This is a genomic window from Pseudomonas sp. NFIX49, from assembly GCF_900115915.1.
Taxonomy (GTDB): Bacteria; Pseudomonadota; Gammaproteobacteria; order Pseudomonadales; family Pseudomonadaceae; genus Aquipseudomonas; species Aquipseudomonas pharyngis.
The window spans coordinates 296627-310301 of record NZ_FOYE01000003.1; the positions used below are offsets into that span (position 1 = coordinate 296627).

The following is a 13675-nucleotide window of genomic DNA, read 5'->3' on the forward strand; positions in this document are numbered from 1 at the left end:
CGCTCTCCCCTACAAATCCTGTCCCCACCTGTGGGAGCGGGTTCACCGGTTCCCACAGGTCGCGCATTGGCACTTACTGAGCAGGCGGCGCCGGCTCCGGCTCATTGGTCACCCGCAGCAATCCCCACAGCCCCGAGGTGTTGCCATAGGCGCCGTAATCGCGGAACAGGTAGTCCCCCGGTATCGCGTTGCTGCCCCCGGCGCTCGGGATCATGAAGCTGAAGTGCGCCGCCGGCAGGATGCTTTCGTGAGCGCCGATGTACATCGACATCGGGTTGTAACCGAAGCGCACCGAACCCACGCCCGGCGTGCCCATCGGGTAGCCGCCGGTGTCGCTCTTCTCGGCCTGGAACGGGTTGAGCGACCAGACGTGTCCGTCGAGCTGGAACGTCGTGCCGCGACTGCCGCCGCTCGGCATCAGGATGTGCGTGCGGAACGGCTGACCCGGTTTGGCATACAGCACCGGCGTCTGCGGATCGCCGCCCACCAGCGCATTGCTGTAGGCCATGTGCGCGTTGGTCATGTCGCCGTAACCCGCGCCATCGGCACGACCGAACGGCGCATCCGGGGCGAGGCCGAAGCGATACCACAAAGGTTCGGTCTTGTAGTTGATCGCCATGCTCGAGTTGTCCTGCGGATCGGTCGGCACACCGAAGCCCTCGGCAGCGATGCCTTCCACCGGCCGGCCATTGGCCCAGCGAGTGTTCAGCGCCTTGTGCCAGACCATCGCGAAGTCGCGGTAAGTCGTCTGCCCCGGTGCGGTGACCGTAGCGTTGACCTTGCGTGCATCGTCGACCCAGGTCGCGCCGATCGGCAGGATGCTCATCGCCCCACCCAGACCTTTTTGCGGTTGCTTGATCACGTCCGCCGGGGTGAAGTTCAGGCCACCGAACTCCACGGCAGTGGCGTTGATGTTGTCGACACTGCGCCCCAGTTGCGTGACCGGTTTGCCTTCACGTTCCAGGTGCCCGGCGTAGTACTGATAGGTCCGGGTCGGGTAGGCGCCGCTGCTGCCCACCCGCGGCGGTACGGTCTGGATCGGGTTGGCGCCGACGTTGGCACCGTCGGATTTGGTGATGTCATAGGCCAGCAGTTGCGCGTGCAGCCCCACATGGCTGGACGGCCGCATCAGGTTGTTGCTGAAAGTGGTCGAGCCCAGGCCGCTGTTGCGATCACGTTTGACGATGCCCTGCATCACGGCAGTCTGGGTCAGGTCGGGCATCACGCTCGGCAGACGGTTTTCCAGGGTGATATTGATGCAGTCCCCGGCCGCTGCGCGCAGCACCAGCGGTTCGACCGGAATGCCGGGTTTGAGCTTGCCGCTGACCGGATCGAGGTCGGATTTGCGCACATACAGGATCGCCGTCGGATCATGCAGCGGCCCGCTCTGGCCACCAATGGTGATGGTCTCGCCGTCCTCCGGATCGGTCACCGTGACCTGCGGGATGCTCACCGTGCGCGAGTTCAGCACCAGGGTGCCGCCCGCCGGATTCAGCGGCCCGCCGACATGCTGACCGAGCCCGGCCGAATCGCCGATGCTCAGGCCCAGCGAATTGCCGAGGATGTCGTTGGCCAGCGCCGCCACCACTTCATAGTTGCGCTGCACCGTCGGCCGGGTGCCGATGCCGTTGGGGTTGGCGCTGATCCGTGGGCAACTGCCTTCGAAGGCCACGGTGTTGCGCATGCCGGCCGGACTCGGGTTGTTGGGGATGGCGAACAGGTCATTGCGTTTGGCCGTGTAGTTGCGCATCACGCCCCAGATCCCGCTCCAGTAGCCTTCGATCGAAGCGTCCATCGAGTACAGATAGTCACCGGTAGTCGCCGCAGAGCTGGACAGCATCGACACCGGTGCGATGAAGCCCATCTGTTCGGAGATGCCGATCATCTGCGAGGCGCGCCAGCCCGAGTTGGAGCTGTTGCCGAAACCGGAACCGCTCTGCAGCCACTTCACGCCGTGCAGGGTGACGTTGTGCTCTTCCTCGTGGCCGCCGGCATGTACCCGCAGGCGCACGTTGTCACCGGTGTAGGTACGCAGCATCGGGGTGAACGGATCGCCCGGCTCGCTGCCGCCCTTGTTGATGTGCGGCGGGAACAGGGTGGTGCCGCCGGTCGGGCCGGTGGCGGCCGTCACCAGATTCGGCGCCAGGTTCATCGCCGGGATCGCCCGGTCGGTACGGCTTTGCATGGCATAGGCCAGATCGCCTCCGAGGCCGTCGGCCTGCATGCCGCGCTTGCCGTCCGGGCCGACCTTGTTCGGGTCGTAGACCCGCAGGGCCAGCGGCTCGTTGCGATAGTTGACGACGAACATGCCCGGATCATCCACGGAGATTGCTTGCGGGCAAGGCCGGCTCGGGCAACCCGGCACCTGACCGCCCTGCACTTCCAGCACGCCTTCGAGCAGGGTGCTGGCGTTGTTGCGCACCGGCGGGTTGATCGCGTAGCGGAAGCTGTCGGCGGTGGCCGGGAACGCTTGCGGATTGGGCACACCGTTGGGGCCGGCGCCCACGTACACACCGGCTTCATAGGCATGCTGGAAGTCGCTGTATTCGAGGAAGAACTCACGGAAGCTGTCGTTCTTGCCGTCGCCGTCGAGGTCGCCGGTGTTGATCACCGCCTGCCAAGAGGTCGGCCCGCCGTCCTGGCGCGCGCCGCTGTACAGAGGCTCCCCGGTTTCGGCGTGGAACCAGGTGGAACCGGCCGGCTCCGCCAGCACCGTGGCATACAGCCCGATCTGCTGGTGAGTCGATGGGCCGAGGTGGTCGTGGGTGAAGATGGTGCCCAGCCCGCGATCCACGCCCTTGGCGTTGACCACCGGGTCGACGAACCAGCGTTGCATGGCCGTGCGTGCGCCCATCCAGTCACTGCGCCCGAACTGACCGAAGAACGGATGCGCCTTGGCTTTCGGGCACGCCTGGGTGCCGTCGCGCGGGTCGGTGCCTTCGCACTGGTTGAATTCGCGGATCGCGTGAATGCGTTCCTGAACGGCACCCGGGGAGAGCACGCCGTCCTCGTAGTTCCAGCCGTTGGAGGAACCGTCGGCGGACGTCAGGTCCCACTTCGGCAGGTGAATGTGCTGGCCGATCACGTCGGTCGGCGTGCGCACCTGATAGTCGTCCATCTCGTAGGTGGCGGGCACCAGGTTGGTTTGCTGGTATTGCACGCAGTCGAAGGTGTTCATGCGCATCACCAGCGGCTCTGGCGGACGCTGCTTGGTGATCACCGGCCAGGCGTCTTCCCACAGCGCCAGAATCCGCGCCTGCGGGAAGTGATAGCCGACCTTGTTGTAGACCGCGTCGAACTGAATGTTGGCGGCCTTGTAGATCCGTGGCCGGTCGGCGGTGAAGGTCGAGGCGCCGACGAAGGACATACCGTCCAGCCGATCGCCGCTGGCGAATTCACCGCTGCCGGCGCTGCTGGTCAGGCGTTTTTGCCGGTCGTCCATGCACGGTTCGTAGTACGGCGCGCCGGCAATCGGCAAGGCGCCGTTGGTGCGGAAGGCCTTGGCCACGATCTGGTTGCCGGGCAGCAAGGCAAAGCTTGGGTGATCCTTTTTCGCGTGGAACGCCATCGCGGCCTGTTCCACTTCGGTGCCCTCTTCGGGCAGGTAAATCGGTTTGGCGCGGGTGACTTCCTTGGAGAAGTCCAGCGAGGTGGTCACGGTGTGCGCCTCGCCTCCGGCCGCCACCCCGTCGAGGGTGTGACGCTGCAAGCCGCCGTCCCAGCCGCCGGACTGATTCGGATCGAGGTTGGCCCACAGCGCTTTGCCGCTGGCTTTCAACGATTGCGCGGTGGCGGCGTCGAGCATGTCCAGCGGTGGAGTGGGCGGACGTTGGCCGACCGAACTTTCCATGCCGCCGATCCAGAACGGATAGCCAGGGCTTTTCAGGCTGCCGTCGGCGTTGCGGTTGGCTTCGCTGCGATCGACCAACGCCAGGGAACCAATCGCTTGCGAACCACCATTGCCGCCATGGTGTTCGCCGTCGTCCTCTTCTTCATCGTCGTCATCGTGGCCGGCGACCAGGGTTTCGCCGATTTTCGGCACCACCACCACTTTGCCCGGCATCGGGGCCATGGCTTTGCCGGGCAGCGGCACCACGGCAGGAATCGGCGTGCCGGCGATGATCTCGCCATCCGGCAAGGCGCGGGCACCGGCAGCCGGTTTACCGCTGCGCAGGGCGTAAGGTTCGCTGTGATAACCATCGGCGCCCTGTTGCGAGACTTCCAGCCGGGTGCCTTCCTCGAACACATCGTGCACCCGCCACATCGACCACATGCCCTGGGCGAAATGCGGGTAGAAGTGGCAGTGATAGATCGCATCACCGGCCACCCGGTTGCGGTTGCCGGAGCCACCGTTGGCGATTTCGTAGGTATAGCCGGCGCCCGGACCGATGCCTTGGGCATCGACGTAATCGGAGTTGTCGTCGTTGGGGTTGAACAGCCACTGATGACCGTGCAGGTGGAAGATGTGCTGCTCATGCCCGTTGTGGGTGTTGCGGAATTTGACGAAGTCACCGATGTAGCTGTGGTTGACGTTCGACGGCTCCGACGGATACAGGGCCATGGTGGCCTTGACGCCAACCTGATCGGCGCTCGGTGTCTGGCCGGGGGCGATGTTCTCAAGCCCGGTGTTGGCCGGCACGTCCACCAGCATCGCCACATCACCGACGGTGTGCGAGCTGAGGAAGAATTCTTCGTAGGCGCACGACAGGCAATCGTGCATCGGCCCTACGCCGAGGCGGTTGGCGACCACTTCGGCGCCCATGCCGCCGGAACCGTAGTTGATCATGAACGAGTCGCGGGTCGGCTCCAGCACATGGGCCATGACCGGGTCGGCCCAGTAGGCGGGGAATGCCTGGGTGGCGGCGGTTTCGTCCTGGAACTGCGAGGCGAAATCGCGAAACGGCTCGAGGCGATTGGGGATCGCCGGGTTGCGTTTGCCCACCGATTCCAGCGGATAGGTGCTGGGCGCGAAACTGCCATCGGCATTGCTGCCCATGACGATGGCGTCGCTTTCGCTGGAGATGATTTCGTTGCCGTCGACCATGCTGATGATCGGCGTGCCGGCCTTGCCTTCACGCAGCCACGGTTCGCGCTGCGGGTAGCGGGCCTGGTAATCGACGATGGGGTGACCGGCCGGTGTACGGCCGGTGGTGGCCAGACGCATTTCTTCTTCGGTGAGGGTGTTGCGATAGGTGCGTCCCGACTTCGGCACCACCACGACCTGGCCGAACAGGCCATTGGCGGTGTTGCCGGCCGCGCCTTCCCCACCGAATGTCGCGCCACGGCTGCTGACGGCAAACGCCCCTTCGCGCTCGGCGTACAGCACGTACGAACGGCTCGCGCCCGGCGGCACCAGGGTGTTGGCGTTACGCCCGGTGTAGGAGGAAATGTCGTCGATGCTGTTCACCGCTTGCAGGCCGTTGACCTGGAAACCGACATGCCGGTCGGCGACCTGCTCGTCGACCTTGAAAGCATCGGCGCCACTGACGTTCTCGGTGCCCTCCTCGCCTTCAGGCCCTTCGAAATGCTTGTTCGGGTTGGCCTGATAATCGAGCAGGTTCTGCAGGTTGATCGTCAGGCAATCACCGGCGGCCACCCGCAGCACCAGCGGCCGTGGACGCTTGTCCGCACGCAGCGATACCTTGCCCGGCACCGCGCTGCCGCCGTAGGCCAGCGAAACGTCATGCTCATCGACGACATCGCGGCGCAGGGCGTACATCATGCCGTTGGCGTTTTGCGCACCGAGGCGGTTGAACATCAGCGGTTGATCGAAGGCGACCACATTGGCCACCAGATTGCGCTCGCAGCGCACGGCGGCGCTGGCCAGTTCGACGCTGAGCATCGAGACCAGCAACAGCAGCCAGTTCAACAGGGGCGGAGCGTGGTGAATGCCAACCATGATCGGAAACCTCGTAGTGGGTGCTCACAGGGAACGATTCTCGTTAAAGCCCTGAGAGCAATCCGCATGCCACAAAAAATTGCCTTCCATCTCAATCAGTTACACAGGTCACTTGAGAATGCGGGGGATATTCCCCACCCGTTTCCCCACTTTTCCGGGCCCCTTGGGTTTGCCCCGATAGTGGGGAAAGCCGGGGCTGGATTTTCAAAAAAAGCTTTACAACGGCGCATCCACCGCCAGCCCCTGCAGGCGCCGGTACTGACGCAGCACGCTCGGGACATAGCGCTGGGTTTCGGCGAACGGCGGGATTACCCGGCCCCGGCTGAGCACCGCGTCAGGCCCGGCGTTGTAAGCCGCCACGGCCAGGGCGATGTCGTTGTCGAACAGGGTCATCAGGCGCTTGAGGTACTTGGCCCCGCCCTGGATGTTGGCCTTGGGGTCGTAGACGTCTTTCACCCCCAGCTCGCGGGCGGTGTCGGGCATCAATTGCATCAGTCCGCCGGCGCCCTTGGGCGAGGTGGCACCGGGGTTGTAATTGGATTCGGACTTGATCACCGCGTGCAGCAAGGCTTCGGGCAGGTGATTGGCGCTGGCCGCCGCTGACACCAGCTCCGCGTAGGGCTGGTTGGCGATCAATTGCGGTTGCCGGTCAAGGCTGACCAGTGGCGCATCGGACTCGCGAATCACCCGCTCGTAAGTGCGTCCGGGACGGTGGACGTTCGACAGCACGTAGCTGCCCTTGGCGTCCATGGAAACGAAGACATCGGCTTGCGCGGCACCGACCGACAGCACGCAGCCGAGCAGTCCTGCAGTGAATGAATGGATCATTGGGCCTCCCCTGACAGGCCCCGAAAAATTGGGGGAAATGCCCCACTGACCCGTCGTTGATCAGCCGTACGCAAGCACTGTGCCGACTCTTGAGAAGCCCGTAATACAAGGGCATCAGCCCGACAGCCGAAATTATCGGGGGCTGAGCATGGCAATTGCATAAGCCCTTTCGGCGACACGGCTGCCACTCACGGGAGGTCATCATGAAGCTGCAATTTCGTCCGCGTGCCCAACGCGGTTTCACCCTGCTCGAATTGCTCGTGGTGCTGGTGGTGCTCGGCCTGTTGGCCGGGATCGTCGCGCCCAAATATTTCGCCCAGCTGGGGCGTTCCGAAGTGAAGGTCGCCAAGGCGCAGATCGAAGGCCTGAGCAAGGCGCTGGATCTGTACCGGCTGGAGGTCGGCCACTACCCGTCCACCGAACAAGGCTTGCAGGCGCTGGTGACCGCACCGAGCGACGAAGCCAAATGGACCGGCCCGTACTTGCAGAAAAAACTGCCGCAGGATCCGTGGGGGCGTAACTACACCTACCGCTATCCCGGCGAAAACAGCGAGTACGACCTGCTCTCAATGGGCAAGGACGGCCAGCCCGGCGGCGATGGCGAAAACGCCGAAGTCACCAACTGGCAATAAGCGGAGCACACGGCATGCGATTTCAACTCAAAGCAGTGGGCAAGGCCGGGGTGGTGTCGCTGAGCGTCGAGGCGCCGGGTCAGAGCGAGGCGCGGCGCATTGCCGAGGATCAGGGCTTGCGCGTGGTCAGCCTGCACGCCGAGAGGCACTGGCGTTCGTTGCGCCTGAGCAAGCGTGAAACTTTCAACCTGGTGCTGTTCAGCCAGGAACTGACCACCCTGCTCAACGCCGGCCTGCCGCTGATCGATGCGCTGGAAAGCCTGGCCGAAAAAGAAACCGCCCCCGCCGCCCGCAAAACCTTGAGCGAGCTGGTGCGGCTGCTGTACGAGGGCAAATCCTTCTCCCAGGCGCTCGGCCAGTTGTCGGCGGTGTTCCCGCCGTTGTACGTGGCGCTGGTACAGTCCAGCGAGAAGACCGGCGCGGTCGGCGATGCGCTGGGCCGTTACGTGAGCTATCGCCAGCGCATGGACGAAGTGCGGCAGAAGATCGTCAGCGCCTCGATCTACCCGCTTTTGTTGTTGGTGGTCGGCGGTGGCGTGGTGCTGTTTTTGATGGGCTACGTGGTGCCGCGCTTCAGCCTGGTGTTCGAAGGGCTGGGCTCGAACCTGCCGTGGCTGTCGCAGATCCTGATGAGCAGCGGCATGTTTCTGCACGCCCATCAGGGTGAGTTTTTCGGCCTGTTGGCGACGATCGTCATCGCCCTCGCCGTGCTGCAGAAACAACCGGCGTTTCGCCGTGGGCTGGATCGGCTGGTGGAGAAACTGCCCGCCGTGCACCAGCGGATTTTCATGTATGAGCTGGCGCGGTTTTACCGGTCACTGGGGATTCTGCTGCAAGGCGGGATTCCGCTGGTGACGGCCATGGGCATGGTGCGGGGCCTGCTCACCGTGGCCTCGCGAGCACGCCTGGATCAGGCCTGCGAACGGGTGCGCGAGGGGCAGTCGTTGTCCACTGCGCTGGAGCTCAACCGTCTGGTGACGCCCGTGTCCCTGCGCCTGCTGCGCGCTGGCGAGCAGTCCGGCAACCTCGGACAAATGATGGAACGCAGCGCCGACTTCTACGACGAGGAAATCAGCCGCTGGATCGAGTGGTTCGTGCGGTTGTTCGAACCGCTGCTCATGACCTTCATCGGCCTGTTGATCGGGGTGATCGTGATCCTGATGTACATCCCGATCTTCGAACTGGCTTCGAGTATCCACTGACCTCGGGAACGGGTCGGATCACACGCAACAAGCCACATCCACGTTCCCAATCAAGACAACAAAGACGGAGAACGATATGCACATTCAAAAGCTCGTGCTCGCAATGGCCATCGGCGCAGTCCTGTCGGCGTCTACCGTACTGATTCCGGACAGCCTGTCCGGGGTGTCGAGTGTTCAGGCCAAGGATGGGGGAAGTGGTGGTGGCGGCGGTGGTGGAGGTAGTGGCGGAGGCGGAGGCGGTAACGGCGGGGGTGGCAGCGGAGGCGGCGGTGGCGGCAATGGAGGCGGTGGTGGCGGTAATGGAGGTGGCGGCAGCGGAGGCGGTGGTGGCGGTGGCAATGGTGGTGGTCACGGCGGCAGCGGCAGTGGCGGCAACAGTGGCAGTGGCGGCGGTGGCAACAGTGGCCACAGCGGCAGTGACCACGGCTCGGGCCACTCCGGCAACACGGCGTCATCCGGTCGCAGCGGCACGCATTCTGAACCCGGCGACGACCACGGTGTGCATCGGTCCGGAGAGGTCGGCGATGACCACGGTGTACATCGCGCTGGTGAAATCGGTGACGACCATGGCGTACATCGTGCCGGCGAAATCGGTGATGACCGAGGCCTGCATGCCGCGGGCGAACCCGGTGATGATCGCGGTGTTCACGTCGGCGGCGAGCCTGGCGATGACAAGCGCGCCAACTGACCCGAACTGAAAGCACCGCAATCCCTGTGGGAGCTGGCTTGCCAGCGATGAGGCCTGGTCAGTTAAAGCATTACTAACTGACCCACCGCTATCGCGGGCAAGCCCGACTCCCACAGGGCTCATCGGCGCCCACCAGTTCACCGCAAAACCTAGAGAGCGACATGATTCTGATCCAGCCGCTCACGCAAAAACTCGATCAACGCCTGCACCGGCCGTGATGCCTGACGATGCTGCGGGTACACCGCCGACAGCGTCAGCGGTTCCGGCCGAAACTCGTCCAGCACCGGCACCAGCCGCCCATCCTTCAGCGCCGCGCCGACAATGAACGTCGGCAGATAGGTAATCCCCATCCCCGCCACCGCCGCATCCCGCAGCAACTCACCGTTGTTGACGCGCATCCGCCCGGTGACATTCACCAGCAGCGGCTTGCCCTGCCCCGCATTGAACCGCCACTGCACCGAACGCCCGTGGCCGTAAGGCAGACAGTCGTGGCCAAGCAGATCTTCCGGTTTGACCGGCGTACCGCGCTCGGCCAGATAAGCAGGACTGGCGCAGTACACCCGCTCGACTGACGCGATGCGTCGGGCGATCAGGGTCGAGTCCTCCAGCACACCGATGCGCAGCGCCAGGTCGTAACCCTCGCCCAGCAGATCCACCGGCCGGTCGCTCAGGTCCACCTCCACCGTGACCTCGCGATAACGCTGCAGAAACGGCGGCAGCAGACAGCCCAGATGGGCCAACGCAAACGACAGCGGCGCACTCACGCGAATCGCCCCGCGCGGCTCGGCGGTCTGCCCGGCGATGCCCTGCTCCACCGACTCCACTTCACCGAGCAAGCGCAGCGCCGATTCGTAATAGCTCTGGCCCAGCGGCGTCACGTCCAGGCGCCGGGTCGAGCGGTTGAGCAATCGCACGCCGAGGCGTTCCTCCAACTGCATCAACCGACGGCTGACGAACTGCTTGGACAGGCCCAACTGATCGGCCGCCGCCGTGAAGCTGCCGGAGTCCATGACCTGGCAAAAAATACGCATGTCTTCGAACGGGTTCATTGTCACTCTCTGGTGGACAGTTAAACGCTTTATAGCCGCTTTTTCACTTTCCGGCACCTCATTAATCTGTGCTCACGGTGTTGCTGAGGCCTGAAGCCCAGCGCCACAGCAGCCCGATCCCAAGGCATACAAAAACTCAAACGACTTAAAAAGGAATTGCACATGAACATCAAGAAAACCCTCGCCGCTTCCCTCCTCGCCCTGTCCATCGGCAACGCCTTCGCCGCCGAAAGCACTGGCGTCGAACACAACACTCAGGCCTTCCTCGACGCCCTCGCCGCCGGCGGTGGCAAACCCCTTGAGCAACTGAGCCCGAAAGACGCCCGTGCGGTGCTGACCGGCGCCCAGGCTTCGGTGAAGGTTGACCTGTCCGGCGTTGAAGTCAGCGACAAGGCGATCAAGGTCGACGGCCAGACGATCAACCTGAAAGTGGTGCGTCCGGCCAAGGTCAAAGGCGAGTTGCCGGTGTTCATGTTCTTCCACGGTGGCGGCTGGGTGCTGGGCGACTTCCCGACGCACCAACGCTTGATTCGTGATCTGGTGGTGGGTTCTGGCGCGGTCGCGGTGTACGTCGATTACACGCCGTCGCCGGAAGCGCAGTACCCGACCGCGATCAATCAGGCTTACGCCGCGACGAAATGGGTAGCGGAACACGGCAAGCAAATTGGCGTCGACGGCAAGCGTCTGGCGGTGGCTGGCAACAGCGTCGGCGGCAACATGGCGGCGGTCGTGGCGTTGATGGCCAAGGAACAGAAAACCCCGGCGCTGCGCTTCCAGTTGCTGATGTGGCCGGTGACCAACGCCGGGTTCGATAACGGCTCGTACCAGCAATTCGCCGAGGGCCACTTCCTGACCAAAGGCATGATGCAGTGGTTCTGGGACAACTACACCACCAACCCGGCCGAGCGTGCGCAGATCCATGCCTCGCCGCTCAACGCCAGCGCCGAACAGCTCAAGGGCCTGCCCGCCGCACTGGTACAGACCGCCGAGTTCGACGTGCTGCGTGACGAAGGCGAAGGCTACGCCCGCCACCTCGACGCGGCCGGTGTAGCGGTGACCTCGGTACGTTACAACGGGATGATTCACGACTTCGGCCTGCTCAACCCGCTGAACGGGATTCCTGAAGTCAAAGCCGCCGTGCGCCAGGCCGCGGCAGAACTCAAGACCCACCTGAACTGAGTGCAACCCCTCGCCACACCTTCGGGTGTGGCGTTTTCTTTTGTGCCCGCCGGAGTTCGACTCATGAGCCTTTTTTCTGCCCATCTGCTTTCCTGGAGCGCCCTGCTGCTGGCGCTCGACGCCTTGCTCTGGCATCTGGCGCCGTTCAAACACCGTGCCCCGCGGGTCGGTGTGCGGCTGGTGCTGTTTCTGGCATTCAGCGCGCTGGCCATCAACGCCGGCGTCAGCCCGTTGCAGGCACCATTGTTTGCCGATGACCCGGTGGCGCAACTCGGGGCGACGGCGCTGGGGATTCTCTGGTGGCTGTACGCCGCGCGGGTGCTGACCGAAGTCATCGGTCTGATCCTGATGCGCCGCATCGGTCACAGCGGCCGCCTGCTGCAGGACGTGATCGGTGCGCTGGTGTTTCTGGCGGCCATCGTCGCAGCGGCCGGTTATGTGCTGGATCTGCCGGTCAAAGGCCTGCTCGCGACCTCCGGCGTGGTGGCTATCGTCATCGGTCTGGCGCTGCAAAGCACCTTGGCCGATGTGTTTTCCGGCATCGTGCTCAACACCACCAAGCCGTATCAGGTGGATGATCTGGTGGTCATCGACGGCGTCGAAGGCAAGGTGCTCGACATCAACTGGCGCGCCACGCACCTGCTGTCCAGCAGCGGCACCCTGGCCGTGGTACCGAACTCGGTGGCGGCCAAGGCCAAGATCGTCAACCTCAGCCGGCCGAACAACCTGCACGGCGTGTCGATCAGCATCAAGGTGCCGAACCACATCCGCCCGCGCCGGGTGCTCGACGCCCTCGACCGCACGCTGCAAGGCAGCAGCAGTTTGTTGTTGTCGCCTGCGCCGAAAGCGGTACTGAAAGAGGCCGGCGAAGAAATGTCGGAATACGTGGCCAGCGGTTTCATCGCCGAACTGGGCAAGAAAAGCGACGTGCGCAATCAACTGTTCGACCTCGCCCACCGCCATCTTGAAGCCGCCGGCATCTCGCGGCACCCGGATGGCGTGATCGAACCTTCGACCCGCGCTCGCGCGTTGCTCGATGAAGTGAAAATCTTCCGCTCGCTGAGCCACGAGGAACGCGATCGCCTCGCCGAATCGATGGTCGCGCAGCAGTACAGCGCCGGGCAGGTAGTGCTCAATCTGGAGGAAGTCCCGGACAGCCTGTTCGTGATCGCCACCGGCGTGGTCAGCGCCAGCGTGCCGGACGGTAATGGTTTCACCGAGGCCGGACGCATGGGGCCGAGCGAGGTCATGGGCGAGCAGAGCATTCTGGCCGACACGCCTTCGCAGGCGACGTTCACCGCGCTGACGTCGTCGATCATTTATCGCCTCGACAAGAACCTGACTCGCCAGTGCATGGAACAGCGCAGTGAAGTGGGCCAGGCATTGAACAAGTTGCAGGCGGTACGGCAGCAGAACAGTCGGTTGGCGTTGATGGCCAAGCCTGTACCGGTTCGCAAGGGTGGGTTTTTGGGGTGGTTGCAAAAGCGCTGAGCCCTTTGCTACAGACGAAAAAATGCCCGCTCTTCAGCGGGCATTTTGTTCAGCCAATTACTGGGCAGTGAACTTGGTATAGCTGTTGATCAGGTTGCGGTAGTTAGGCAGACGTTGCGACAGCAGATTCGCCAGGCCTTCCATGTCGTTGCGCCAGTCGACTTGCAGCTCACAAGCCACAGCGAACCAGTTCAGCAGGTGTGCACCGGCAGCCGACATACGCGCCCACGCCGCTTGTTGCACGGTGGTGTTGAAGGTGCCGGAAGCGTCGGTGACCACGAACACTTCAAAACCTTCAGCGATGGCCGACAGGGTCGGGAACGCCACGCACACGTCAGTCACCACACCGGCGATGATCAGTTGCTTGCGGCCGGTAGCCTTGATGGCCTTGACGAAGTCTTCGTTGTCCCAGGCGTTGATCTGGCCAGGGCGGGCAATGAACGGCGCGTCCGGGAATTGCTCTTTCAGCTCAGGCACGATCGGGCCGTTCGGGCCGGAATCGAAGCTGGTGGTGAGGATGGTCGGCAGGTTGAAGAATTTGGCGATGTCGCCCAGTGCCAGCACGTTGTTCTTGAACTCGTTCGGCGAGAAATCCTGTACCAGCGAGATCAGACCGGTCTGGTGGTCGACCAACAGCACAACGGCATCGTCTTTGTTCAGGCGGCTGTAAGGAACGTTGCTCATGTGAAACTCCTCGATGGATGGTT

Annotated in this window: 9 protein-coding genes; 5 read left to right on the top strand and 4 right to left on the bottom strand. The window is 63.7% G+C overall.

Features of this window, described 5'->3' with window-relative positions:
* Nucleotides 1-73: 73 nt before the first annotated feature.
* Entirely contained in the window at nt 74-5899 is a 5826-nt protein-coding gene (gene mnxG, locus BMZ46_RS09595) for a manganese-oxidizing multicopper oxidase MnxG (RefSeq protein ID WP_074687726.1), read from the bottom strand.
* 216 nt (nt 5900-6115) lie between these two features.
* On the bottom strand, nt 6116-6727 hold the full coding sequence (locus BMZ46_RS09600; protein ID WP_074687725.1) for a lytic transglycosylase domain-containing protein: 612 nt from the start codon (nt 6725-6727) through the stop codon (nt 6116-6118).
* A gap of 203 nt (nt 6728-6930) precedes the next feature.
* On the opposite strand from BMZ46_RS09600, the gene gspG reads away from it, so the two are divergent.
* The 3 genes from gspG (at nt 6931) to BMZ46_RS29675 (ending at nt 9249) form a co-directional block, all read left to right on the top strand.
* Nucleotides 6931-7359, top strand: coding sequence for a type II secretion system major pseudopilin GspG (gene gspG, locus BMZ46_RS09605; protein WP_074687724.1), 429 nt, complete (start codon nt 6931-6933; stop codon nt 7357-7359).
* 14 nt (nt 7360-7373) lie between these two features.
* On the top strand, nt 7374-8561 hold the full coding sequence (locus tag BMZ46_RS09610; RefSeq protein ID WP_007956102.1) for a type II secretion system F family protein: 1188 nt from the start codon (nt 7374-7376) through the stop codon (nt 8559-8561).
* A gap of 76 nt (nt 8562-8637) precedes the next feature.
* Nucleotides 8638-9249 carry a hypothetical protein gene (locus BMZ46_RS29675; protein WP_074687723.1) on the top strand — a complete coding sequence of 204 codons (612 nt, stop codon included), beginning with the start codon at nt 8638-8640 and terminating at the stop codon, nt 9247-9249.
* 149 nt (nt 9250-9398) lie between these two features.
* On the opposite strand, the gene BMZ46_RS09620 is transcribed toward BMZ46_RS29675, so the two are convergent.
* The gene (locus tag BMZ46_RS09620) at nt 9399-10298 is read right to left on the bottom strand and encodes a LysR family transcriptional regulator (RefSeq protein WP_074687722.1); all 900 of its coding nucleotides are present in this window, start codon (nt 10296-10298) and stop codon (nt 9399-9401) included.
* Between the two features lie 162 nt (nt 10299-10460).
* On the opposite strand from BMZ46_RS09620, the gene BMZ46_RS09625 reads away from it, so the two are divergent.
* A complete protein-coding gene (locus BMZ46_RS09625; protein ID WP_074687721.1) occupies nt 10461-11477 on the top strand; it encodes an alpha/beta hydrolase in 1017 nt (338 codons plus the stop codon).
* 63 nt (nt 11478-11540) lie between these two features.
* Nucleotides 11541-12968, top strand: coding sequence for a mechanosensitive ion channel domain-containing protein (locus tag BMZ46_RS09630; RefSeq protein WP_074687720.1), 1428 nt, complete (start codon nt 11541-11543; stop codon nt 12966-12968).
* 57 nt (nt 12969-13025) lie between these two features.
* Here the strand turns inward: BMZ46_RS09630 and ycaC are convergent, their stop codons facing one another.
* Nucleotides 13026-13652, bottom strand: a complete 627-nt coding sequence (gene ycaC, locus BMZ46_RS09635) for an isochorismate family cysteine hydrolase YcaC (RefSeq protein WP_039771508.1) — start codon at nt 13650-13652, stop codon at nt 13026-13028.
* Nucleotides 13653-13675 lie beyond the last annotated feature (23 nt).